Origin of the sequence: Paraburkholderia sp. RL18-085-BIA-A (assembly GCF_046027075.1) — a bacterium.
Classification (GTDB): Bacteria; Pseudomonadota; Gammaproteobacteria; order Burkholderiales; family Burkholderiaceae; genus Paraburkholderia.
Genome location: NZ_JARESU010000007.1, coordinates 131,327 through 155,409 on the forward strand (window position 1 = coordinate 131,327; position 24,083 = coordinate 155,409).

Here is a 24,083-nt window from a genome sequence, read left to right on the forward strand (position 1 = left end):
AGTCAGGCGGTGAGCGCACCGGCCTGTGATTGGGCGACGGCCGCGGGACTGCCGTCGAGGTTTGCGGTGAGGCGTGCTGCCAGGGTGCGGGCCACGTCGTCCCAGCCGGCGGCAGCGCCGAGCGTTGCCATGTCGACCGTTTCGAGCCCCGCGTAGCCGCATGGATTGATGGCCAGAAACGGCCGCAAGTCCATCTTCACGTTCAGGCTCACGCCGTGATAGCTACAGCCGTTACGGATTTTCAAACCGAGCGCCGCGATCTTGGCGCCGGCGTGGAGGCCTTCGTCCGGGCCGGGCGCCACGTAGATGCCGGGGGCGCCCGCCTTGCGTTCTCCGGCGAGATTATACGCCGCCAGGGTGTCGATCACGGCCTGCTCGATCCGCGTGACCATCTCGCGCACCATCAGCTTGCGGCGGCGCAAATCGAGCAGCAGGTAGGCAACCACCTGGCCGGGCCCGTGATACGTGATCTGGCCGCCCCGATCGACCTTGACCAGCGGGATGCCGCTGTCGGCGGCCAGCAGGTGGGCAGGATCGCCGGCCTGGCCTAGCGTGAAGACGGGGGGGTGTTCGACCAGCCAGATTTCGTCGGGGGTGTCAGCGGTGCGGGCGTCGGTGAACGCGCGCATTGCTTCGAAACTGACTTCGTAGGGTTCGCTGCCGCGCCAGCGCAGCGTAAGCGGCGCCGTGGCGGGCAAGGAAGACGGAGAAACCGGGGTGGCGCACATGATCCCGGCAGTTTACCGAAATCTGGGAATCCGCGCCCGACGTGACCGCATCGGGGATGCCTGGCGGCGACGGAGTGGCCGCGGCCCGGGTTGATTAGCGTGCGGATGGGCGGCGTTCATGGCTGGATCGACGCCCAGGTACGCCGCTCATGGCCGCACTCTGGCGCGCCATCTCACCGAACCCGCGCGCCGCCGCCCTACCGCCTCAAACCGTGCGCCAGCCGCCTCGCAAGCGCATCAGCAGCCGTTCGCCAATCCGCGCGAGCCAGTTCAGCGCGCGCTCGTCGCAACGCGTCGGCACGGAAAACGCGACCTTCGCGTGCGTGCTGCCCTCGGCGCTCAGCCAGAGCCGCTCGCCGCGCCGCAGCCGCAGCGTGTGGCCGGGCTGCAGCCAGTAGTCTTCGGTATCGTCGCTGCGCGTGACCCAGATCGCCCCGCCATGCACGACCAGCTTGGTGCTGCGGGCGACCTTCATCGGCAGCGTTTCGCCGTTACGGATTTCAAACGCGATGCTAGAGGAAATTTCTCGCATAATGCCCTCGCCAAAAATCGTTTCATGGCTACAATCGTAGGCGTAGCAAGGGTTTACGCAAAACGATCAATTTTCACCTCTATGTGAGAAATATTGCGATGGACCTCCGTCAACTGCCCGCCCTGAACGCGATCAAGGCATTCGAGGCCGCCGCCCGCCACGAGAGCTTCTCGCGCGCCGCCGACGAGCTTTTCGTCACCCACGGCGCCGTCAGCCATCAGATTCGCGCGCTCGAGGCCGAACTGGGCGTCTCGCTGTTCGCCCGCGACGGCAAACGCGTGCGGCTCACCGAAACCGGCCGGCGCTACGCCACGCACGTGCGCACCGCGCTGATGGCGCTCGCCGACGCCACCCGCGAAATCCGCGCCGGCGACCGCGAGCGGCGCCTCGTGGTATCAATGCTGTCGTCGTTCGCGGCGCGCTGGGTGACACCGCGCATCGGCAGCTTCATCGAGGCGCATCCGCAATGGGATCTGGAACTGCTGTCCACCAATGCGCTAACGGACTTCGCGCGCGACGACGTCGACGTGGCGATCCGTTTCGGCTTCGGCAAGTATTCGGGGCTGCATGCGGAGCTGTTGCTGGAGGAGATTTTCTTTCCGGCCTGCGCGCCGAATTTCAACGGCGGCGAGCTGCCGAAAACGCCGGCGGATCTCGCCAAAGTCCCGCTGCTGCGTTCCGACGACGAACTCTGGCGCCCGTGGTTCGACGCCGCCGGCCTCAGCGACTGGCCGGAGCCGAAGCGCGGCGTGCTTTACCAGGATTCGTCGAATCTGCTGCAGGCCGCGATCGACGGTCAGGGGGTCGCGCTCACCCGCCGCTCGCTGGCGATGCACGAGATCGCCGCGGGCCGCCTCGTGCGGCTATTCGACGTAGATTGCCCGAGCCCGTGGCAGTACTACTTCATCTGCCCGCCACCAATGCTGGAAACCGCCCGGGTCAAGGCGTTCCGCGACTGGGTATTCGACGAGGTGGGAAGGTTCAAGCAGTTGTTCGACCGGGCTTGCGAGGCGGGGCCCGCCGCAAGCGCAGGTCTGGCGGCTAACGCGTTGCGCGTCGCGCTGTGACACGAAGTATCGCGCGATGCGTTAAAGCACCACTTTGACCATCGGATGGCCGGTCAGCGCGCGATAGATATCGTCGAGATGCTCGCGGCTCGTGGCGCGCACAGTGACCGTCAGGCCCGTGTAGTTGCCGCCGCTGGACGGCCGCGTTTCGACGCGCGACGCATCGACTTCGCCGTCGAATTGGCGCACCACCGTGATGATGGTTTCGGCGAACTCCGGGTGCGATTTGCCCATGATCTTGATCGGGAAATCGCAGGGGAAATCAAACAGTGAGTCGTTCGCGGGATTCATTCTCTACTCCTTGCTGCGCTCGTTGCACTTCCTTGGCCTTGGCTCGCTGATACGCCGCGTACAGCGCCGCAAAGACCGCGCCCGGCTTGCCCTCGCCGACCGGTTGACCATCGAGCCGCGTGACCGGCAGCACTTCCTTGGTGGCCGAACTGACAATGATCTCATCGGCCGCGCGCAACTCGGCTTCGCTGATCTCACGCGCTTCGAAGCGGATCCCGCATTCGCCGGTCAGCTCTTCGATCAGACCGTAGCGAATCCCTTCGAGAATCTTGCGGCTGCGCGGCGGCGCCGACAACACGCCGCCCTTCACCATCCACACATTCGACGACGACCCTTCGGTCAACATGCCGTCGCGAAACTGGATCGTCTCGAACGCGTCGTTTTCGGCCGCGTATTGCGCCATCAGCACGTTGCCCAGCAACGACACCGACTTGATATCGCAATTGAGCCAGCGGCGATCTTCGGCGCTCACGCAGGGCACGCCTTGCGCGCGCTGCGCGGCGTCCGGCAGATGCAGCGGCGTGACCATCACGAACACGGTCGGCTGGACGCCGGCCGGAAACGCGTGGCCGCGCTTCGCCACGCCGCGCGTGACCTGAATATAGGCAATCGCGTCCTGATCTGCCGGCAGACCGCCGTCCGCCTCATTTGCCGCAACCACGCGCTCGATCAGTTCGCGCCAGCCGGCGTCGTCGAACGGATTGGCGATACCGATCTTGCCGACCGAGCCCGCGAGCCGCGCGAGGTGCTGCGGGAAGCGAAACGCGGTGCGGCCGCCCTCATGCGCGTACAGCGGCGCGACTTCGTAAATGCCGTCGCCGAAAATAAAGCCGCGGTCGAGAACCGGCACGCGCGCTTCGGACAACGGCACCAGCTCGCCGTTCAGATAAACGATCGGGTCGAGCGAAACATCGGAAACAGCGGTCATTGCGAACGGGCTCTCACTTCTTCTTGTTGAACATCAGCATCAGCGAATCCCACACGCGGCCCACCACGCCGGCTTGCGGCACGGCTTGCAACGCGACCACCGGGAATTGCGCGAGCACCTTGCCGTCGGCCACCAGCTTCGCGGTGCCGACCTGCTGACCGTTCGCGATCGGCGCGATCAGCGGATCGATCTGCTCGATCTGCGGCTTGACCTTGTCGGCCATGCCCTTCGGCAGGGTGATGTACTGGTCGCCCTTCACGCCGATCTGCACGCTGTCCTGCGCACCCTTGTAGACGCGCGGCGTGCCGACTACCTGATTCGCCTTGTACAGACGCACCGTGTCGTACGCGGTGTAGCCGTAGTTCAGCATCTTCAGGCCGTCCTGCACGCGGTCGTGCTCCTTGGTCTCGCCCATCATCACCGCGACGAGGCGGCGCGACGCGTCGGTCGTGCCCGGCAGCGAACGCCTGGCGCTTGCGATCAGGCAGTAGCCCGCCGCTTGCGTGTGGCCGGTCTTCAGGCCGTCGACGGTCGGGTCGATCCACAGCAGGCGATTGCGGTTCGGCTGCTTGATCTTGTTGTACGTGAATTCCTTGACCGAGAAGATGTTGTAGTAGTCGGGGAAGTCGCGAATCAGGCGCGCCGACAGCACCGCGAGGTCGCCCGCCGTGGTGTAGTGCTGCGGGTCGGGCATGCCGTTCACGTCGGCGAAATGGGTGTTCTTCATGCCGAGGCGCTGCGCTTCGGTATTCATCATGTTGACGAACTGCGCTTCGCTGCCGCCGACCAGTTCGGCCAGCGCGATCGCCGCGTCGTTACCCGACTGGACGATCATGCCGTACACCAGATCGTGCACGGTCACCGGCTTGTTCGCTTCGATGAACATGCGCGATTCGTCGGTGTGCACGCGGCGCACCGCTTCGCTCGGCATCACCGTCTGGTCCATCGTGATCTTCTTCGTCTGCAGTGCTTCGAAGACGAGATACGCGGTCATCAGCTTGGTTAGCGACGCCGGTTCCGCGCGCTCGTCGGCATTGCCGGACGCGAGCACCTGATTGCTGGTGGCGTCGACGAGCACCCACGAACGCGCGTTCACCGCCGGCGGCGGCACTTGCGCGAACGCGCTGCTGGCGACGAGGGTCGCCGGCAACACGATGCCGAGGGTGACGGCGCGGCTAAGCTTGACGGGAACGAAAGAAGCAACTGACGGGAATGACGTGCGGCCGGTGGTGGAGAAACGCATAGGGTCGATTCGTGCGGAAAAATACATCGTGCGCAGGGCGCATAGTTTGGAGGAGCCGGTCAGCGGGCGTCTGGCCGTAAACGGCGCGGCGCCCATTGGACTTCCGGCGACGCGATCGGTTCGCGCAGCGCGCCCCGCACCGGCACCGCTGCGCGCGAAAGGACGTTACGCGTCGCGCGAACTGCCGGCTGGGCGGCGCTGCGCCCAAAAAAGAGCGCTCATTATACGCGTGCTATTCCGCCAAACTTGCGCAACGGACGGCGATTAATTTGCGTTTTTCGCGCACCTGTACCCCGGAAAACGTGCGCGGCGCCCGGCTCATCGCCATGCGTCGACGATGATCCGCTTCAGCACATGCAGCTTGCGATGCAGAAAATGTTCCGCCCCCGGGATCACGACCACCGGCAATTCCTGCGGACGCGCCCAGTCGTAAACGGATTGAATGGGAACCGTCTCGTCGGTTTCCCCGTGGATCACGAGCGTGTTTTCCGGCACGGGCGCGACGTCCCAACGGCTCGCCGCCGTGCCGACCAGCACCATTCGCTCGATCTCCTGACCTTCCTCGCGCAGCTGCGCGGCCACGTGCGACAGCACGAACGTGCCGAATGAAAAGCCCGCGAGCACGAGGGGCAGATCGCGCTGCCCGGCTTCTGCGCGCATGTGGTCCAGCACCGCGCGCAGGTCGTCGCGCTCGCCGATGCCCGCGTCGTGCTCGCCTTGCGTTTCGCCGACGCCGCGAAAATTCGAGCGATACGTCACGTAGTTCAACTGCACGAGCGTGCGCGCGAGCGTCTGCGCGACCTTGTTGTCCATCGTGCCGCCGAACAGCGGATGCGGATGTGCGACCAGCGCGATGCCGCGCGGCGCGGCGCCGTTCTCGCGCATCTCGTCGGGCAGATCCAGCGCGACCTCGATCTTGCCGACCGGGCCGTCGATCAGATATTTCTTCGTATGTACGTTCATCGCAATGCTTATTGATCGATTTTCAGACGCTCGACGATCTTCCCGTTCGCGAGGTGCGAGTCGACGATCTCGTCGATGTCGCTCTCGTCGACATACGTGTACCAGACGCCTTCGGGATACACGACGACCGTCGGGCCAAGCTCGCAACGGTCGAGGCAGCCGGCCTTGTTGATGCGCACCTGGCCGGGGCCGGCGAGGCCGAGTTTCTTCACGCGTTTTTTCGCGTACTCCTGCATTTCCTGCGCGTTGCAGTTCGCGCAACTCGGGCGCTCGGCACCGGGTTCGCGCTGATTCAGGCAGAAGAAGACGTGGTACTTGTAGAAGGAGTCCATGATGTCCGGGGGCGAGACTGTAAGGGAGGGCATTGGCGCTGTAAGCGCGCCTGTTGTGCGGACGATTATAGCGAGCGGGGCTGATGACCGCCGACGCGGTCCATGCCCGAGGTGGGGTTCTGGTCGGCTTCCCGGGCGCTTCAAACGCGCATCAAGCATGCCTCGCGCACATCTCACGCGCGCTTCGTGCGCCGCCTGAGCCACGCCTGCTCGACGACAAACGCCAGCCACACGAGCGCCGCATACGGCCAGATCCACGCGAGCCAGCGCGCCAGCCCGTTGAAGTGCAGATACCGCCCTTGCCGCCAGTCGGCCAGCACGACGTCGAAATACGGATTCACCGGCAGCAGATTGACGAACACCAGCGCGACCACCAACGCCATGCCCGCCAGCGCCGCGCGCGTCCTGCGCCGCAGAGGCAGCGCGACGAGCGCGCAAGCCGTGCCGCACACGAGCCCCGCGAGCGCGCCAGGCGTCGCCCAGTCGAATGCAAGGCCCGACTGCGATTGCAGGAACGTGGCGCCCACCTTCACGCACAAGGTCATGACGACGAACAGCAGCAGTAGACGCGCGCGCGGCGCATGGCGGCGCACCGGCAGCGACGCCAGCGCGAGCACGGCGAACAGGTTGAGCGTGGTGATCACGGCTTCCCACGCGTCGTCGGGCAGCCAGGCGGCAGCCAGCGCCGGCCATGCGCCGACGTGCCAACCCGGCGGCGTCCATGCGAGCAGCGCGTCCTGCGACGTCGAATCGAAATGCAGCCACAGCACGCGCGGCCAGTTGCCCAGACCGAACAGGCGCGGCGCCGGGTACATCGTCGCGAACGGCCACGCGGCGACCAGACACGCGAGCGCCGCGCGGTCGCGTTCGAACCACAGCAGCCGCACGCGCCTCAACAAGCCGCGATCGAGCAGCGCGCCGGTCGCCGGTGACATGATTGCCGCGCCGAGCAGCGCGCCGAGCGTGTTGGCGGCCAGATCAAGGTTGGAAGCGACGCGCGTCGGCAGATACGTTTGCACCGCCTCCATCGTGCCGGACAGCAGCGCGCCGAGCACGAACGCAGCCGCGACCGCCAGCGGACCACGCCAGCGCGGGTAGACCGCGAGCACCACCAGCGCGCCAAACGGCATATAGCCGACCACGTTGGTGACGACGTCGAACGCCGTCAGGTACTGCGGCATGGGATCGAACAGAAAGGCGAACGGCGCGAGACCGAGCGAGCGCCAGCCCGAAAACGGATACCACGAACCGTAGACGATCAGCGCGGTATACAGCAGCAGCGCTTGCCGCGCCAGCACCGACGGGCGGCGCAGCCAGGGTCTTTCGCTCATGCAGCGCTCCGTTGCGTGCGCTGCCGGCTGGTCATTGCGCGGCGACCGTCGCCTGCGTGCCGAGCCACGCGGCGATCTGCGCGACCAGATCGTCGCTGGCCGTGGCGAGCGCGCGTGCGCCGCCGGCCGCGTCGGCTGAACCGGCGGGCGCGCGCGCGCTGAACGTGCGCTGGCCGATCACCTTGCCGTTGCGGATGAGGGTGGCGCGCGCGCCGATCACCGCGTGGCTTTCCGTCTGGCTGTCGAACACCTGCTCGAACTCCGTCAGATCCACTTTCAGCACCGGCGCGGCTACGCCGTCGGCACCCGTCAGCACGGTGCCGTGCGAACTGAGCGCGCCACGCAGGCGCTGGGTCAGCAACTGCGAAGGCATCATGGTCCAGTGGCTGTTCGCATACGACGCTGTCTGCTGCGCGTCGGCGTAGCTGAGCCGGTAGATCAGCCGGTCGGACTCGAGCATGGGCGGTGCGGTCACGTCGAGCACCTTGACGGCGGACAGCGAGCTTGCCGACGCCACCGCGCTCGGCGGCCCGAAATCGTAGCGAATGTCCGAGACCGCCGCGGACGTGCCCGCGCAACCCGCGGCCAGCACGCCGAACGCGAGCAGCACCGCTGCAGCGGCGCCCGAGGACCACAACCGTTGAATCGAGCGTGACATGAGATCGTTCCTTTCTTCAAACCTTCGGATTCAGCGCGCGGCGCGTGCGGCGGGCCACGTGAAGCCGGCCTCGCCTGGGCCCGGCGCCGCAGGCGGCGCGCCGAACAGCAGGCTGCGCGGACTGGTGCTGAACGTGTCCGCCGCGCGATCCACCGAGCGGGCCGCCGAACGCACGTCCTCCGCGAGCGAGGCAACGCGCGGCAAGGTGTCGTAACCGACCCGCGCCGACAACTCCTGCAACGTGCCGTTCATCGACGTGAGCACGTCGCCGGCCTGCTGCGCCGCCGTGCCGACCTTGTTCAGGTTGGCCTCCAACGGGCCGTTCAGGCCGGTGACCAGCTGGTTGGTCGAAGCCAGCGTGCGATGCAGTTGATCAATCGTCGCGGGCAGCTTGCTGGCGGCCGGCGCCATCTGCTGGGTCAGCGTGGCGACGCCGTCGGCGGCTTTCTGCAGGCTCGCCGCCGTGCCCTGCAGCTGCGCGGCCATCTCCGGCGACAACATGTTGTTCACGTCGTCGGCGACCTTTTCGAGCTTGCGCAGCAAGATGTCGCCGCGCTGCTGCAGCTGGTCGAGCAGGCCTGGGCGCATCGGCAGCTGCGCCACATTGTGAATCGACGACGGCAGCGGGCGCGGATCACGCCCGTTGTCATCGAGCTGGATGAAGGCAATCCCCGTCACGCCCTGGAAGCCCAGGCTGCCGAACGTCGAATGGGTGATCGGCGCGCGCGTGTCGACGAGGATGCGGACCAGAATCTGGCCCGGGTGGCTCGGATCGAATTTGATCGACTGCACCTTGCCGACGTCCAGCCCGCGATAGCGCACGGCGGCATCGGCAAAGAGCCCGGTCACGTTGGTGCGCGCGATCAGATCGTAGGGCACCCGCACGGAACGGTCGACGTTGAACAGAAAAGCCGCCGCCGCGATGGCCAGCAGCAGGACGACCGTGAAGAGTCCGGCCCAGAAAGCGTGCGACTTGTTTTCCATTGTCAGTTTTCCTGGTTCACAGCGGCAATTCGGACGACGCCGGCACGAGCGCCGCGCGCGGCAGCTTCGCGCGGCGCTCCGGCGGCAGCGCCTGCAACGCGCGGCGCCCACGCAGGCCGAGGAAATATTCGCGGATAAACGGATGATCGACGCCCGCCGTCTCTTCGACCGGCGCGGCGACCAGCACCTTGCGATCGGCCAGCACGGCAACGCGGGTGGACAGCGCGACCATCGTGTCGAGGTCGTGCGTGACCATCACCACCGTCAAACCCAGCGCGCGATGCAACGCGGAGATCAGTTCGACGAATTCGTCGGATGCCTCAGGGTCGAGCCCGGCGGTCGGTTCGTCGAGGAACAGCAGTTCGGGTTCGAGCGCGATGGCGCGGGCAATGCCGACGCGCTTGATCATCCCGCCCGACAGCGCCGACGGCATCTTCGACGCATGCTTGCAAGGCAGGCCGACCATCTCGAGCTTGAGCATCACGATGTCGCGCATCAGGTCTTCGGGCACCGTGCCGAGTTCGCGCACCGGCTGCGCGATGTTGTCGAACACCGACAGCGACGAGAACAGCGCACCGCGCTGAAACAGCATGCCGGAGCGGCTGCGCATCAGCAGCGCGGTTTCCGGCGAGATGGTCGCGAGATCCTCGCCGAACAGCTTGATGGTGCCGGACGACGGCCGCTCCAGGCCGAGAATCTGCCGCACCAGCGTGGTCTTGCCGGAGCCCGAGCCGCCGACGATCGACACGATCTCGCCGCGCCGTACGTCCAGGCTCAGATGCTGATGCACGATGTTGCGGCCGTAGCGCTTGGTGATGTCGATCACTTCGATCACCGGCTCGGCGATCGACGGCACGGGCTGGCCGCGCACGGCCTGGGTGAGTGGCGCGATCATCCGAGCCCCACTTTCTGGAAGAGAATCGCGAACACCGCGTCCGCGAGAATCACGATGGTGATCGAGGTCACCACCGAGGTCGTCGTGCCTTCGCCGAGACTCTGCGAATTGGCCTTGATGCGAAAGCCGAAGTGACAGCCGACGATCGCGATCAGCATGCCGAACGCGACGCCCTTGCCGAGGCCGATCCACAGATTCGCGATCGGCACCACGCCCGGCAACGCGCGCGCGAAGTAGCTCATGTCGATGCCGAGCACGACCTTGGCGGCGATCGCGCCGCCAGTCAGCGCGATGATGTTGGTCCACATCACGAGCAGCGGCATCGCCACGCCGAGCGCGATCACGCGCGGCAGGATCAGGCGCAGGCCGTGCGGGATGCCCATCACGCGCATCGCGTCGAGTTCCTCAGTCACGCGCATCACGCCGATCTGCGCGGTGATCGCCGAGCCGGAGCGGCCGGCCACCAGAATCGCCGAGAGCACCGGGCCCAGCTCGCGGATCACCGCCAGCCCGAGAATATTGACGATGAACTGGTTCGCGCCGAAGAGCCGCAACTGCTGCGCGGACAGATAGCTGAGCACGATGCCGATCAGGAACGCGACTAGCGCGGTGATGGGCAGCGCGCGGGCGCCGGCGTTGTAGACGTTCGCCGAGATCTCGGTCCACGGCGTGATTTTCGGATTGCGCAGGATCGCCAGCAGATCGAGCACGACGCGCCCGAGCATGGCGACGCCGCCGTACAGGTGTTCGAAGAACGAGAAGATCCCGAGGCCGAGGCGCGTGAACGGGTCGTGCTTGACCACCGGCTCAGCTTTCTCGCGCACCGTGTCGAGCAACGCGATGCGCTCGAAGATGTCGCGCTGCGTATCGTTGAGCGTGGTGTCGGGCGGCATCTTGTGGCCCCACACGCGCCACAGCGCCTGGCCGCCGACGTGATCCATCCTGTCGACCCGCGACAAGTCCCACTGGCCGATGCCCTCGGCGCCGGTCAGCGAGCGCAGCAGAGGGATCACATGCCCAGTGGCGCGGTCGCGCGCGAGCGCGAGCGCCGTCCACTGGCCCGAAAGCCGGACGATCTTGCCCTGGCTGCCGGCCGCGACTTCAAGGCCGGGCGGAGTGTCGTAGTTCAAGGATCGCGAGAATCTGGTTATCGGATTAGGGGTCATTGTAGCGAACGCGCGGCCGATAAGCCGTGCTAGAAACCTCATGGAGTTCGCTGTGGCTACAATATGCGCCATGAACGCTTCCAAGACCCCACCCAAGGTCGCGCCCGCGGCTGCAACGGGCGCCGACTGGCGCATCGACCGCGAGCGCGCCGTCGCGCTGTTCGGCGCGCATGCGCACGACTGGCCGATCGAAATCGTCGAGGAAACCGGCTCGACCAACGCCGACCTGATGGCGCGCGTGAAGGCGCTGCCGCGTCGAGCCGGCGCACTGCCGCGGCCGATCGTGCGGGTCGCGTATCTGCAAACCGCCGGCCGTGGCCGCCGGGGCCGTCCGTGGTATGCGGAGCCAGGCAACGCGCTGCTGTTTTCGGTGGCGTGCGTGCTGCCGCGGCCGCTCGAAGGGCTCGCGGGCCTGAGCCTCGCCATCGGCGTCGCGCTGGTCGACGGACTGCGCTCGCTGCCGGTGGCCGGCCCCGGTCAGATCGCGCTGAAGTGGCCGAACGACGTGCTGCTTGAAGGCGACAAGCTGGCCGGCATCCTGATCGAAACCGCGTGGAGCACCGACGACGCCAGCGCCGTGGTGATCGGCATCGGCACCAATGTGAAGGGCGCCGACGAGCTGGCGGCCAAGGTCGGCGCGCTGAACGCCGGCGCACCGCCGCAAGCGCGCGGCACCATGCCGACCGCGTTGCAACGCGCGCTGCCCAATGCCAATCTCACCGACACGCTCGCCGCCGAACTGAATGCGCTCGAACCGGCACTACAACGCTTCGGCGCGGAAGGGTTCGCGCCGTTCCAGGCGCGCTGGAACGCCGTGCATGCTTACGCGGGTCGCGAAGTGGTGCTGCTGGAACAAGGCGAGGAACTGGCGCGCGGCGTGGCGGCAGGCGTCGACGAGAGCGGCCAGTTGCTGCTCGATACCGCCAGCGGCCGCCAGACCATTGCAACCGGCGACGTCTCGCTGCGTCTGGCCGACGGTGCCGCATGACGAGCGGCGCGCCTTATCTGCTAATCGACGCGGGCAATAGCCGGATCAAGTGGGCGCTGGTGCGCGTGGACGGCACGCAGCTCGCGGCCGGCGCGCTGACCCACGCAACGCATGGCGGCTCCAATCAACCCGACTGGTCGAGCATGCCGACGCCCGCCGGCGCCTGGCTGTCCAACGTCGCCGGCGAAAGCGTGGCCAAGCGGATTACGGCGCTGCTCGACGCGCACTGGCCGCAACTGCCGCTCACCACGATCCGCGCCTGCGCGCAGCAATGCGGCGTGACCAATCGCTACGCCACGCCGCACACGCTCGGCAGCGACCGCTGGGCCGGCATGATCGGCGCGCATGCGGCGTTTCCCGGCGAACATCTGCTGATCGCGACGTTCGGCACGGCAACCACGCTCGAGGCATTGCGGGCGGACGGCTGCTTTGTCGGCGGTCTGATCGCGCCCGGCTGGACGCTGATGATGCGTTCGCTCGGCGAGCACACCGCGCAACTGCCGACGCTCGACGCCGCCGCCGCCCGTGGCCTGCTCGATGACGGCAGCGCGCCCGACGCGTCGCGCCGCGGCCCCTTCTTTGCGACCGACACACCGCGCTCGCTGTCCGCCGGTTGCACCCTAGCGCAGGCGGGTTTGATCGAGCGGACCTGGCGCGACTTGCAGGATGAGTGGCAAGTGCCGGTGCGGCTGGTGGTCGGCGGCGGCGCCGTGGACGAAGTGGCGAGCGCGCTCAAAGTACCGCATACTCGCCACGATTCGCTCGTGCTGTCCGGCCTGGCGCTGATCGCCGCCGAAAGCGCAACGCAACACGGCGCCTAAGTCGCGGCCCTGAAGACGACAGCGCCTCACTTTTTCTCGACGGGACAACCGACAATGCTTCGCTGGCCGATCGCCATATTGTTACTTGCCAACATCCTGGCATTCGTCGCCGTGCGCGGCGTATTCGGTCCGCCGCCCACCGCCGGCGGACGCGAGCCTATTCACCTGAATCGCGAAGTTCACCCGGAGTGGTTAAAAGTGCAGGCGGTCACGACTGCGCAGGCGACCGATCAGCCTGTCGTCGGCGGTCCGGCGCCGGCAGCGCCGATCGCGGCATCCGAATTGCCGCAGTAAGAAGGCGGGCGGAGACAGGTTCAAGTGGGCGGGGTGGCGCGCCCGGCCTCAGGTCTCCGGCGATATGGCGATATGGCGACGTGACGACATTGCGACGTCATGCCCGCAGCAGCTAATCAGCCTTGCGTGCGAACCTTCTTCAGCAGCGCGGTGGTCGAGCGATCATGCTCGAACGGAATTGCCAGCGCCTTGCCGCCCCAGCCGCGCACGATGGCCGACTCCGGCAGCGCATCCATATCGTAGTCGCCGCCCTTGACCAGCACGTCCGGCCGCAGCGCCGAAATCAACTCGACCGGCGTCTTCTCGCCGAAGCACACCACGTAATCGACGCTCTCCAGCGCCGCCAGCAACGCCATCCGGTCGGCTTCGTTGTTGATCGGCCGGTCGTCACCCTTGCCGAGCATGCGCACCGAAGCATCGCTGTTCACGCCGACGATCAGACAGGCGCCCAAGGCCTTGGCATCGGCGAGATACGTCACGTGCCCGCGATGCAGGATATCAAACACGCCGTTGGTGAAGACGACCGGCGCGCTCAACGAAGGGCGCAGCTTCACCAGTGCATCGCGCGTAAGAATCTTGCGTTCGAAAGTAGCAGCCATCACAAAACGGAAGGAATAGAGAAAATGCCGTCACGATACACGGCGGATGCCATCAAGCAAAACGGTCCAGCAGGCTCACGCCTGCCGGACCGTTTTCTGAAACCTTAAAAACTTTGCGCGGCGTGGTCGCCGAACGAGCCTGAGTTCGCGCATCCACGCATGAACTCACCCGCACCAAGCGCATCAAGCCGGTTGTTCCGCCGACTTCTGATCCGCCTGCAAGCGCGCAACCACTTCCTTGCGATAACGGTTCAATTCCTGCGCCGTATTGAACGTGCGCTCGAACAGAATCGACAGATTGTGCAGAATGCGTTCGACGACCTTCTTTTCCCAGCCGTCGTCGAAACGGATCTGCTCGTCGAGCCAGCGTTCGAGCCACTCCGGGTCCGGCAGGCGCGATTGAATCGTGTCGCGCGGGAACAGCGCCTGATTCACGTGCAGGTTGGTGGGATGCAGCGGCTTTTCCGTGCGGCGTGCCGATGCCATCAGCACACCGATCTTCGCAAACGCGGCACGCGCGATGTCGCCGGTTTGCGCCATCGCTTTCTTCATGTAGCGCAGATACGCGCCGCCATGACGCGCTTCGTCGCGCGAAATGGTTTCGTAGATCTGCTTGATGACCGGTTCGGTGTGCCATTCGGCCGCGCGGCGATACCAGTGATTCAGGCGGATTTCGCCGCAGAAGTGCAGCATTAGCGTTTCGAGCGGCGGCGCCGGATCGAACTCGAAACGCACTGCGTGCAGTTCTTCTTCGGTCGGGCACAGTTCGGGCTTGAAGCGGCGCAGATATTCCATCAGCACCAGCGAATGCTTCTGTTCTTCAAAGAACCACACGCTCATGAACGCGGAGAAATCGCTGTCGTGATGATTGTCACGCAGAAACATTTCCGTGGCGGGTAACGCCGACCATTCGGTGATCGCGTTCATCTTGATCGTCGCGGCCTGCTCGTCGGTCAATAGCGATGCATCGAACTTGTCCCAGGGAATGTCTTTCTCCATGTCCCATCGAACGGATTCGAGCGATTTATAAAGTTCCGGATAAAGCATGGTGTTCATAGTCCCACCCCTGTTCTGCGCATACTGTCTGTGTCTGTCACTACTACATGTAGCAATTTTTGCTTACGACGAACGAAACGCGCCGTTTGTCGGCCAAGCATTCAATTTTACGCGGTAATCGGCTGCCCAGATGCACCGGACAGCAAAGAAGTCCGGGCGTGTGCGCCAGCGCGGCTAACTTTGGATAAGTTAAGCGCTGGGCGGCCAACCGTGGGTGAGGGATACCCTGTGCCTGAGGTCGAGCCAGTCTGCGATGAAAAACGCACCGTCCAGCCCTGCGCCGGTGGTTCCCGGCGTCGAATTAAGCGAGGGCGGCTGGACTGGTTCTTGTCAGCGCACGCCCAAAAGCCAAATTAAGCTTACACAATGATAGCACGCTGACTTGTCCGAACTTGCGCGACGGCAGCCGTAAATACACTAGTTGATTGACCTTTTTCAACAAATCGCACGATTCGCGCAGTGTCGCGGACAATCGGGGGCAAAACCATGACACGCGGCGAATTTATCGTTTAGTGTCGTGCCGGTGCATGGCTTGCCTCCCGCCTTTCGTTCTGTCTGCCGTTCTGTCTTTCGTTCCTGCCGTTAAGTAGACTTTTTCGCGCTTGAACCGCTCGCGCTCGTGCTACCCCCGCGCTTTGCGGCTGCCGGCGCCCGCTTCACAGCCGGTCGTTTCGTGGCGGCCTTCGCGTCGTCGGTCGACTCAGGCGAGGCGCCAGCCGCCGCACTGCCCGCTGCCGATGCGCTCGCCGCATCCTGCTCCGGGTCCGTTGCCGCCCTGCCGCCCGCCGCGGCGACAGCCACTGCCGGTTGCGTCATCGCGAACTGGGCGATCTGGTTGAACTGGGATTGCAGCAGATTCCACCACGCGGACGCGTCGAACGTGGGCGTGGCGGGCGCCTCTTCGCCGTTCTCGGCCGAAGCCGCGTTGTCCGGTTGTGCCGCGGCGCTTTCCGACGACGCGGCGCTTTGCGCGGCCGGAGCGGCCGGATGCGGCCAGCCACTCGCCGGCGTGTGGCTCGGCGCGGCGGATGCCGCAGCCGGCTGCGTCATCGACGACTGCGCGAACGCGCCGAACGCGCGCAGTGTCGCGAGCGTCGCGCGCTGCACTTCGAGCGCCTGAATCGCGGACTGCAGCATGCTCAGATTCAGCTTCAGCCATTGTTCGACCGCGCGCATGTCGGTGATGCGCTTGTCGAGTTCCTCGACGTTGGTGAGCGGCGCCATCATGTCGGACATCATCGACAGCGACGGCCCGAGGCCGCCGCCAGGTTGCGCACCGGTGAGCGCGGAGCCGAACGGCGAGAGCCGCAGCATGCCCCACATGCGATCGAGCATCTCAGCGGGCGGAAAACCCGGAAAGCCGGGAAAGGGCGGCGTGGAATCAGTCGTGTCGGTCATGCTTGTCGCCTCGCTGCATAAGGGGAAGGAGTGAGCGCGATGCGCGCGCGTGAGTCGTGAGTCGTGAGTCGTGAGTCGTGAGTCGTGAGTCGTGAGTCGTGAGTCGATCATACCTTGCAGAACCCCGCGTCAGGTCCGCTCGTCACCCGTCCCGCCGTTGTCGGTGCCGTTGTTGACACCATCGCCCGACGGTTGCTGCGGCGGCTCGCGCCACGGGTCGGCTCCGCCGAAATCGGGTGCGCGGCGCTCGCGCAGCGAGTTCACGCCTTCACGCACGTCCGGTCCGGCAAAACCCATGAATTCCAGCGCGAGCGATGTATCGAACGCGGGCCCCGCCGAGCGCAGCCAGTTGTTCAACGCGTACTTGGTCCAGCGGATCGCCGTTTGCGAACCATTGGCAAGCTTGCGCGCGACTTCGAATGCCTTGGGCAGCAGATCGTTTTCGTCGACGGCGAGCGACACGAGGCCGATACGTTCCGCTTCTTCACCGCTCATTGGCTCGCACAGCATCAGGTAGTACTTGGCCTTCGCCATCCCGCACAGGAGCGGCCAGACGATCGCCGCGTGATCGCCCGCGGCCACGCCCAGGCGCGTATGCCCGTCGATGATCCGCGCGCCCTTCGTCGCGATCGAGATATCGGCGAGAAGCCCCGCCACGAGTCCCGCGCCGACCGCCGGACCGTGCATCGCCGAAACGATTGGCTTGCTGCAATTGATCACGTTATAGACGAGATCGCGCGCCTCGCGCCACACGCGCGCGCGCACGTCGAAATCGGTCGCCATGTCCTCGACCAGTTGCAGATCGCCGCCCGCCGAAAAGCCCTTGCCCTCGCCGCGAATGATCGCGACCCGCGTGTCGGGATCGCGGTCGATGTCGCGCCAGATCTCGGCGAGTTCGAAGTGCATGCGCGCGTTGGCGGTGGCGAGTCCGCTTTTGTTCGCGCCCTCGCCGCTCATCACGACTTCGAGCAGGCCATGCGGATGACGATGCAACTGGAGCGACTGGTAGTGCGCGTAATACGCGTCGTTACTGTGTGGTGCTTGAGACATGGTAAGCAATCCGTATGTTGCTGCGTCGGTTGAGTCGGTTGAACCGGGGCCGCGCCGGCAAGCGCATGGGCTGCGAATTCAACGCGGCTGATAAACCCACTTCGCGTTCCTGATTTCGACCATCACGCGCGCCCTTTGATCGAGCCCGAGATGATCGGTGGCGCTCATATTGACCACGCCATTGGTGTCCGCGAGTCCATGCGTCGCTTCGAGCGCATCGCGCAGCGCGCGGCGAAACTCCGGCGTGCCCGGCGCGCCCGCCTTCAGCGCGATCGGCACGGCCTGATTCAGCAATGCGCCCGCGTCCGAGGTGTACGAGCCGAACGCCGACACGCTGCCGGGTCCGCGCAGCGCCTCGAAGCGCGCGATGTAGTCGAGCGCGAGGCGCTTGGCCGGATGATCGGCCGGCAATTGCGCGGCGACCAGCACCGGACTCGCGGGCAGGAAGGTGCCGTTGCAATCGGCGCCGCACACGCGCAGGAAGTCGTTATTGCCGACCCCGTGATTGTGAGAGATCAGCCCTTTGTAGCCACGCTCGCGCAGTGTCTTCGGCGGCAGCGCGGCGGGGGTGCCCGCGGCGCCCACCACCACTGCATCGGGATGGGTCGCGAGGATTTTGAGGACCTGGCCGGTCACGCTCGGATCGGTACGATTGAAGCGCTCGCTCGCCACCATGGCCATGTGATGTAGTTGCGCGAATTTCGCGACTTCGGTGTAGAAGGTCTCGCCGAGCGCGTCGGCCTGGCCGATGAACGCGATGGTCTTGACGCCGTGGGTGCTCGCGTGTTCGGCGATCGCCGACGCCATCATCGCATCGGTCTGCGGCGTCTTGAATACCCAGTGGCGTTTCGCATCGACAGGCTCAATGATCTTCGCCGACGACGCGAGCGAGATCATCGGCGTTTGACCTTCGGCGACCACGTCGATCATCGCCAGCGAATTCGGCGTGATCGACGAACCGATGATCGCGTCGACGTGATTCTCGGAGATCAGTTTCTTGGTGTCCTGCACGGCCTGGGTGGTGTCGGAGGCGTCGTCGAGCACGATGTACCCGACTGTCTGGCCGCCGATCTGCTTGGGCAACAACGCGACCGTGTCGCGTGCGGGAATGCCGAGGGACGCGGCCGGTCCGGTGAGCGACAGCACCATGCCGATCTTGACCTGCGCGAACGCCATCGCGGGCAATGCACAAGCAAGCGCGGCGCACAGCGAGCCGGCGCGACGCGCGAGACGAGCGCGCGGCTTGCCCGCGTTCGCGTTCGACGCGCGACAGCGCTCGTTTTCAGATTCAAGGGATTCCAATCGCGGCATGCTGTCTCCTCACGTCGCTTTTTCGTTTTGATGGACGGCCGATGCCCCACTCGCGCGCTGCCGGGCGCAGGTCTCGGGTCTTGAGATTTCAACGGGTCTTATGCGGTCTTTTGTAACACCCAGCGGCCAGCCACCCCGGCCCCCGGCCGCCGCGCCAGTCAGTGTAGCCGCGCGCCGGGGCGGCGGCATCGGGCGAAACCCTTTCGCCGATACGAGGTTTGCGCCGAGGTTTGCGCGGATGCGCTCTCAGGTCGCGTGCCGCGTTGCGCCCGACAAGCCGGCTTCAAACCAGGCTTCAAACCAACTTCAATCCAGCGGCGCGATGCCCTGCTCGATCGAACCGAAAATCGACTTGCCTGCTTCGTCGAACATTTCGATCTTCACGACATCGCCGTACTTCATGAACTCGGTTTGCGGCGCGCCGTGCTCGATGGTTTCAAGGCAGCGCTTCTCGGCGATACAGCAGTAGCCGCGCTTCGCGTCCTTGTTCGACACGGTGCCCGAGCCGACGATCGCCCCGGCGCGCAGGTTGCGCGTTTTCGCCGCGTGCGCGATCAGTTGGCCGAAGTGAAACACCATATCGGTGCCGGCATCCGGCTGGCCGACCTTTTTGCCGTTCCAGTGGACGATCATCGGCCGGTGCACGCGGCCCTCGCGCCAGTGTTCACCCAGCTCGTCGGGCGTGACCGCGACCGGCGCGAACGACGTGGCCGGCTTGCTCTGGAAAAAGCCGAAGCCCTTCGCGAGTTCGGCGGGAATCAGATTGCGCAGCGACACATCGTTGACGAGCGTGATCAGACGCACGCTTCTGAGCGCCTGGTCGGGCGTGACGCCCATCGGCACGTCGGCGGTGATCACAGCGACTTCTGCTTCGAAGTCGATGCCGAACGCTTCCGACGCGCACACCACGTCGTCTTTCGGACCGATGAAGTCGTCGCTGCCGCCCTGGTACATCAGCGGATCAGTCCAGAATTCCGGCGGCATTTCGGCGCCGCGCGCGCGCCGCACCAGTTCGACATGGTTCACGTACGACGAGCCGTCGGCCCACTGGAAAGCGCGCGGCAGCGGCGCCATGCACTCCTTCGCGTCGAAGGAGAAGGTGTTGCGCGCGCGGCCCTGATTGAGCGCGTCATACAGGTCCTGCAGTTGCGGCGCGTAGAAGGCCCAGTCGTCGAGCACGCGCTGCATGGTGGGCGCGATCGCGTCGGCAATGGCCGCGGTGTGCAGGTCGCGGGACACGACGATCAGTTGGCCGTCGCGCGTGCCGTCCTTCAGCGTGGCAAGTTTCATAGAAGAGTGAACCGTGTTAGTGACGATGGAGGGAATCTATTCTACGATGGTGAATCGGTGTGGCCCAAGCGGACGGGGGCTAGTGCGGGTAGAGGCGGGTTGCGGCGCGGGTTGTCAGTTGCGCGTTGCGGGCATGATGCCTGGCACGGTTGACAAGCGCGGTTGACAAGCGCGGTCGTGAGTGTCGCCGCGCAGCCCGCTTGCCAACCCTGCTAGTTGGCCACGCTCGTAAGCCCGATTGTCCGCGCGGCCACTCATTTCTTTCCGTCATTTTTTGAACGCGCTCGATGCGCCCTGCTCATGCCTTCAACTGCCCGCTCCGGCGCGATCCGCACCTCCGCCGACAACGCCCCCGCTGAACCGCTCGACGCCCCCGAAGCTGACGACGAGAGCATCGAGGCCGGCGAGGAGAAACTGCGCTCGGGCATCCAGTCGATCGAAGTCGGTTTCAAACTGCTCGACGTGCTGACCCGCGAACCGCGCGCGATGATGCTGCGCGATCTCGCGCAACGCGCCGGCATGAGTCCGGCGAAAGCGCATCGCTATCTGGTGAGTTTCCTGCGCCTCGGCGTGGTCGCGCAGGACCCGCTGTCGGGCCGCTACGAACTCGGCGGCTTCGCGTTGCAATTGGGGCTCGCTCGGCTTGCGCGCGTCGACGGCGTGAAGCTCGCGCGTATCGCGCTCGCCGAACTGCGCGACCGGCTCGATCTGACGGTCGGCATCGCGGTGTGGGGCAATCAGGGGCCGACCATGGTTCACTGGATGGAATCGAGCCATCCGGAGAAGGCATCGTTGAAACTCGGCGACGTGATGCCGCTGCTCAGTTCCGCCACCGGCCTGCTGTTCGCCGCGTATCTGCCGGCAAGCAAGACCGCCGCGATGCTTGAGCGCGAACTGGCCGACTCACGCCGCTCGTCGCATATGAGTGGCCCGCACACGCGCGAAGAGGTGGACAAGGTTCTGGCCGAGGTGCGCGAGCACCAGGCCGCGCGCGTGGAAGGCATGTTGCTGCCGAGCATTCACGCGTTCTGCATGCCTGTGTTCGACTCGAGCGGCGAACTCGCGCTCGGCCTCGTCACGCTTGGCCAGGAAGGCGCGTTCGATATCAGTTGGGGCGGCGAGATCGATAGGGCGCTGCGCGAATGCGCGGAAAAGCTTTCGTACGAGCTGGGGTATAGTGCCGCGCCGCGTCACGCGGATTGATGCAGCGGTCGCGACTCGATCAAAGGCGCTGAAACCTGAAGCTGTTGCACCACGCACCATGTGCCGTGCAAAACGTTTGGCTTGCGCGGGTTTTCGCCGGTGCGGAACATCGTGCGTGGCCAGGCGGTCGAAACCGTTCGCCGCCAGATAACGCGCCTGATCACGCGTTAGCAGTGCCGATCGGGCGCCTTTTGCGGGCAACCGGCGCAAGCGCAGCGCACTCAGCAATCCCAACACTTTCGGTCCACACACATTCAATCGCCGATGGCCACCGCTTCCGCCACACGCCGTTCCAATCGACCGCCGCCCAACGGGCCGCGCGACGGTTCGCGCGCATGGCGGTGGCTTGCGGTACTCGCGGCGGTGGCTGTCCTGCACTGGATCGCCGCGCAGTGGTTCGAGCGCAACCGCGCAACGCTGAATCCGGCGGACCACGAGCGTGTGCCTGTGCAAGTCGCGCTGCTGACGCCCGAACGGATCGAAAGCAAACCCGCCGCTGCCGCGCCGCCTAAGCCTGCCCCGGCGCCGACGCGCAAGGCCGTGGCGAGTCCGCCGCGCGAGCATGTGCTGACTGCGCTACAGCCGGCAACCCAAGCCGCGCCGCCGGCTGCCGCGGCGTCGGACGTGGCGGCGAGCGAGCCGACCGCCACTCCCGGCCCCGGCGTGAGCGCCGGGGCAATCGCGACCGCCACCGCCGCAGCCAGCGCACCCGCTGCCGCCAGCGCGCCACAAACATCGACTGGCGTGAAGTTTTCGGTCCCGCCATCCGGCGAATTGCAGTACGACACGTTCTACAACGGCGTGCGCAACCCGCCCGGCACGATCCACTGGACCAGCAACGGGCAAAGCTACGAAATGATTGTCTCGGTGCCGGTGCCTTTCGTCGGCCCCTTCGTCTATTCAAGCCATGGCCGCATCGATGCGTTCGGCCTCGCGCCGGACCAGTACGTCGAAAAACGCGGCCGTCGTGCGGAAGACATCGCGATCTTCAATCGCAACGAAAAAAAGATCGCCTTCACACGAACGCCGGCCACGTTGCCGTTGCCCGATGGCGCCCAGGATCGTTTCAGCATGGTGATGCAGCTCGCCAGCCTCGTGCGCGGCGACCCGGCTGCCTACAAGCCTGGCGTGACACGGCAGTTCTTCGTGGTCGATAACGACAGCGGCGAAAACTGGCCGGTCGAGACGATCGGCGACGAAACGATCCGCACGACCGAAGGCTATCTCGACACGCGTCATTTCAAACGCCTGCCTCGCCATGAAGGCGATATGCGCCGCATCGATGTGTGGCTTGCACCGGCGCTCGGCTGGCTGCCGGCGCGCATCGTGCAAACGGAACCGAACGGCACGCAAGTCGAGCTGTTGTGGCACGGCAAGCTCGATCTCGACAGTGCGGGCTCGGCTGACGGGAGCGACGCAGCCGCGGCATCCCCGTCTCCGTCGCCTGCTTCGCCCGATAATTCAGCAAACCCACAGCCCGCCGGCCCCTCGGCAACTACGCCCGACGCCACGACCGCTTCGCCGGTCGATTCGACGGTGCCAGGCATCATTAAGCCCTGATATCCCCTTCGTGGAACAGGGTCTTCCACAGATCGTCGAAACTTCAGCAACGACGCTGACTCGCACGAATTGCTGCAACCGTTCGCGTGGCTCCCACGTATACACAGCACAGGCAACACACGCGGCGCACGCGAACAGACTCTTCCACTGCGTTCCCTTCAAGGAGCCCGCATGCAAGTGAACATCAACGGAATCGAAACGCGCTACGTGCTGAGCAACGAGGGCGGCGGCCCGTGGCTGACGTTCATTCATCAACTCGGCGGCGACCTGTCGGTCTGGGACCAGCTTGCCGGTTATTTCCGCGACGACTACACCGTGCTGCGCTACGACGTGCGCGGTCACGGTAAGACAGCGGTGTCCGGCAAGCCGTTCAGCGTGAGCGATCTGTCAGACGATCTCGCCGCGCTGCTCGACGCGCTCGATGCCCCGACGACGCATCTGGTCGGCATGTCGATGGGCGGCATGATCGCGCAACAGTTCACGCTAAACCACCCTTCGCGCATCGACAGTTTGACAATTGCCGACAGCACGAGCGGCACGTTGCCGGAAAACCGCTCGGTATGGGACCAACGCGCCCATGCGGCGCGCAGCGACGGCATGGCAGCGTTGCTGCCCTCTACGCTAAGCCGTTGGCTCACCCCCGATTTTCAGGCCGCGCATCCTGAAGCAATCGAACAGATTCGCGACGTACTCGCGCATACGTTGCCAGAAGGCTACGCGATGGCATGCGAAGCGCTGCGCGATTTCGACATACGCAGTAAGCTGGCAGGTATCCGTTGCCCAACCCTCACTGTGGCGGGGCGCCACGACTCGGGCACGCCGCCTGCTGCTACGCAGGCAATAGCAGACGCCATCGAAGGCGCACAGTTCGAACTGCTCGATGCCGCACACCTCGCACCCATCGAGCAATCTCATCGTTTTGCTGCACTGCTTGAAACGTTTCTTGAAAGGCCGGTCTAACCGGTAGGTTCGGAACCTTTACAAGCGTCAATCCGGACCCACCCCTTGAATTCCACAACATACGCTCCACGTATGGTGCAGAAACGGCCAGGAGCCAACGGAAATAAGGAGTGTCGCCATGCAAATGATCTACAACAGCCCCAACTATTGTGTCGTCGAGTTTCCGCCGCAGGAGGGTCTGCTGGCCATGAAGTCGGGTGGCTATGAGATCGTCGACAAAAACATGCAGCGTGAAATCTACATTGACGGTGCAATGGCGGCGCGTTTTCGCGAGCACGTGCAGAAGCTGATCGAAGAGGAACCGTCGCTGGACGAAGTCGACGAATTTCTCGGCCAGTTCGACAGCCTGATGCATCAGCCGGTGATCCTTCACTAACCGCGAGGACATAGGAATCCACTCGACGTTTTTGGCGACCTACATTCTGATTGACCGCG

Annotated in this window: 26 protein-coding genes; 8 read left to right on the forward strand and 18 right to left on the reverse strand. The window is 65.3% G+C overall.

Annotated elements, in window-relative coordinates; translation table 11 throughout:
* Positions 1–2: 2 nt before the first annotated feature.
* Entirely contained in the window at positions 3–728 is a 726-nt protein-coding gene (gene lipB / locus P0D89_RS07240) for a lipoyl(octanoyl) transferase LipB (protein ID WP_408376297.1), read from the reverse strand.
* A gap of 205 nt (positions 729–933) precedes the next feature.
* Entirely contained in the window at positions 934–1,260 is a 327-nt protein-coding gene (locus P0D89_RS07245) for a DUF2917 domain-containing protein (protein WP_408354318.1), read from the reverse strand.
* Between the two features lie 98 nt (positions 1,261–1,358).
* On the opposite strand from P0D89_RS07245, the gene P0D89_RS07250 reads away from it, so the two are divergent.
* Entirely contained in the window at positions 1,359–2,327 is a 969-nt protein-coding gene (locus P0D89_RS07250) for a transcriptional regulator GcvA (RefSeq protein WP_408354321.1), read from the forward strand.
* A 21-nt stretch (positions 2,328–2,348) separates the two neighbouring features.
* Here P0D89_RS07250 and P0D89_RS07255 read toward each other — a convergent pair whose 3' ends face one another.
* The 10 genes from P0D89_RS07255 to P0D89_RS07300 form a co-directional block, all read right to left on the reverse strand.
* The gene (locus tag P0D89_RS07255) at positions 2,349–2,618 is read right to left on the reverse strand and encodes a DUF493 family protein (RefSeq protein WP_149668558.1); all 270 of its coding nucleotides are present in this window, start codon (positions 2,616–2,618) and stop codon (positions 2,349–2,351) included.
* Positions 2,590–3,546, reverse strand: a complete 957-nt coding sequence (locus P0D89_RS07260) for a D-amino acid aminotransferase (RefSeq protein ID WP_408376298.1) — start codon at positions 3,544–3,546, stop codon at positions 2,590–2,592. The genes P0D89_RS07255 and P0D89_RS07260 overlap by 29 nt, the downstream gene beginning before the upstream one ends.
* Before the next feature lie 13 nt (positions 3,547–3,559).
* Positions 3,560–4,789, reverse strand: coding sequence for a D-alanyl-D-alanine carboxypeptidase family protein (locus tag P0D89_RS07265; RefSeq protein WP_408376299.1), 1,230 nt, complete (start codon positions 4,787–4,789; stop codon positions 3,560–3,562).
* Positions 4,790–5,107: 318 nt separating this feature from the next.
* Positions 5,108–5,752, reverse strand: coding sequence for an alpha/beta hydrolase (locus P0D89_RS07270; protein ID WP_408376300.1), 645 nt, complete (start codon positions 5,750–5,752; stop codon positions 5,108–5,110).
* 8 nt (positions 5,753–5,760) lie between these two features.
* Positions 5,761–6,084: a (2Fe-2S) ferredoxin domain-containing protein gene (locus P0D89_RS07275; protein ID WP_408354334.1), complete on the reverse strand. Its 324-nt coding sequence runs from the start codon at positions 6,082–6,084 to the stop codon at positions 5,761–5,763.
* A gap of 173 nt (positions 6,085–6,257) precedes the next feature.
* Complete coding sequence (locus P0D89_RS07280) at positions 6,258–7,415, reverse strand: VanZ family protein (RefSeq protein WP_408376301.1); 1,158 nt, start codon at positions 7,413–7,415, stop codon at positions 6,258–6,260.
* 31 nt (positions 7,416–7,446) lie between these two features.
* On the reverse strand, positions 7,447–8,073 hold the full coding sequence (locus P0D89_RS07285) for an ABC-type transport auxiliary lipoprotein family protein (protein WP_408376302.1): 627 nt from the start codon (positions 8,071–8,073) through the stop codon (positions 7,447–7,449).
* 30 nt (positions 8,074–8,103) lie between these two features.
* Positions 8,104–9,057: an MlaD family protein gene (locus tag P0D89_RS07290; protein ID WP_408354343.1), complete on the reverse strand. Its 954-nt coding sequence runs from the start codon at positions 9,055–9,057 to the stop codon at positions 8,104–8,106.
* A 16-nt stretch (positions 9,058–9,073) separates the two neighbouring features.
* Positions 9,074–9,952 carry an ABC transporter ATP-binding protein gene (locus P0D89_RS07295; RefSeq protein WP_408354346.1) on the reverse strand — a complete coding sequence of 293 codons (879 nt, stop codon included), beginning with the start codon at positions 9,950–9,952 and terminating at the stop codon, positions 9,074–9,076.
* On the reverse strand, positions 9,949–11,082 hold the full coding sequence (locus tag P0D89_RS07300) for an MlaE family ABC transporter permease (RefSeq protein WP_408354349.1): 1,134 nt from the start codon (positions 11,080–11,082) through the stop codon (positions 9,949–9,951). The genes P0D89_RS07295 and P0D89_RS07300 overlap by 4 nt, the downstream gene beginning before the upstream one ends.
* A 106-nt stretch (positions 11,083–11,188) precedes the next feature.
* Here P0D89_RS07300 and P0D89_RS07305 point away from each other — a divergent pair, with 106 nt between their 5' ends.
* The 3 genes from P0D89_RS07305 to P0D89_RS07315 are packed head-to-tail and all read left to right on the forward strand — an operon-like array spanning position 11,189 to position 13,221.
* On the forward strand, positions 11,189–12,106 hold the full coding sequence (locus tag P0D89_RS07305) for a biotin--[acetyl-CoA-carboxylase] ligase (RefSeq protein ID WP_408376303.1): 918 nt from the start codon (positions 11,189–11,191) through the stop codon (positions 12,104–12,106).
* A complete protein-coding gene (locus P0D89_RS07310; protein ID WP_408376304.1) occupies positions 12,103–12,927 on the forward strand; it encodes a type III pantothenate kinase in 825 nt (274 codons plus the stop codon). The genes P0D89_RS07305 and P0D89_RS07310 overlap by 4 nt, the downstream gene beginning before the upstream one ends.
* A gap of 54 nt (positions 12,928–12,981) precedes the next feature.
* On the forward strand, positions 12,982–13,221 hold the full coding sequence (locus P0D89_RS07315) for a hypothetical protein (protein ID WP_408354358.1): 240 nt from the start codon (positions 12,982–12,984) through the stop codon (positions 13,219–13,221).
* Positions 13,222–13,337: 116 nt separating this feature from the next.
* On the opposite strand, the gene rfaE2 is transcribed toward P0D89_RS07315, so the two are convergent.
* The 6 genes from rfaE2 to P0D89_RS07345 all read right to left on the reverse strand — a co-directional run bounded on the left by rfaE2 (position 13,338) and on the right by P0D89_RS07345 (position 19,925).
* Positions 13,338–13,820, reverse strand: a complete 483-nt coding sequence (rfaE2, locus tag P0D89_RS07320; RefSeq protein WP_408354361.1) for a D-glycero-beta-D-manno-heptose 1-phosphate adenylyltransferase — start codon at positions 13,818–13,820, stop codon at positions 13,338–13,340.
* A 183-nt stretch (positions 13,821–14,003) separates the two neighbouring features.
* Positions 14,004–14,876 carry a ferritin family protein gene (locus tag P0D89_RS07325; RefSeq protein ID WP_149668572.1) on the reverse strand — a complete coding sequence of 291 codons (873 nt, stop codon included), beginning with the start codon at positions 14,874–14,876 and terminating at the stop codon, positions 14,004–14,006.
* Between the two features lie 582 nt (positions 14,877–15,458).
* On the reverse strand, positions 15,459–16,274 hold the full coding sequence (locus P0D89_RS07330; protein WP_408354366.1) for a PhaM family polyhydroxyalkanoate granule multifunctional regulatory protein: 816 nt from the start codon (positions 16,272–16,274) through the stop codon (positions 15,459–15,461).
* 129 nt (positions 16,275–16,403) lie between these two features.
* On the reverse strand, positions 16,404–17,324 hold the full coding sequence (locus P0D89_RS07335) for an enoyl-CoA hydratase/isomerase family protein (protein ID WP_408376305.1): 921 nt from the start codon (positions 17,322–17,324) through the stop codon (positions 16,404–16,406).
* 78 nt (positions 17,325–17,402) lie between these two features.
* Complete coding sequence (locus tag P0D89_RS07340) at positions 17,403–18,635, reverse strand: ABC transporter substrate-binding protein (RefSeq protein ID WP_408376306.1); 1,233 nt, start codon at positions 18,633–18,635, stop codon at positions 17,403–17,405.
* Between the two features lie 306 nt (positions 18,636–18,941).
* Complete coding sequence (locus tag P0D89_RS07345; protein ID WP_408376307.1) at positions 18,942–19,925, reverse strand: fumarylacetoacetate hydrolase family protein; 984 nt, start codon at positions 19,923–19,925, stop codon at positions 18,942–18,944.
* A gap of 300 nt (positions 19,926–20,225) precedes the next feature.
* On the opposite strand from P0D89_RS07345, the gene P0D89_RS07350 reads away from it, so the two are divergent.
* From P0D89_RS07350 to P0D89_RS07365, 4 genes are all read left to right on the forward strand, one after another.
* A complete protein-coding gene (locus P0D89_RS07350; protein ID WP_408376308.1) occupies positions 20,226–21,128 on the forward strand; it encodes an IclR family transcriptional regulator in 903 nt (300 codons plus the stop codon).
* A 264-nt stretch (positions 21,129–21,392) separates the two neighbouring features.
* A complete protein-coding gene (locus P0D89_RS07355) occupies positions 21,393–22,688 on the forward strand; it encodes a DUF3108 domain-containing protein (protein WP_408376309.1) in 1,296 nt (431 codons plus the stop codon).
* A gap of 171 nt (positions 22,689–22,859) precedes the next feature.
* Positions 22,860–23,648: an alpha/beta fold hydrolase gene (locus P0D89_RS07360; RefSeq protein ID WP_408376310.1), complete on the forward strand. Its 789-nt coding sequence runs from the start codon at positions 22,860–22,862 to the stop codon at positions 23,646–23,648.
* Positions 23,649–23,766: 118 nt separating this feature from the next.
* Positions 23,767–24,024, forward strand: a complete 258-nt coding sequence (locus tag P0D89_RS07365; protein WP_074762832.1) for a BTH_I0359 family protein — start codon at positions 23,767–23,769, stop codon at positions 24,022–24,024.
* The last annotated feature ends 59 nt before the right edge of the window (positions 24,025–24,083 follow it).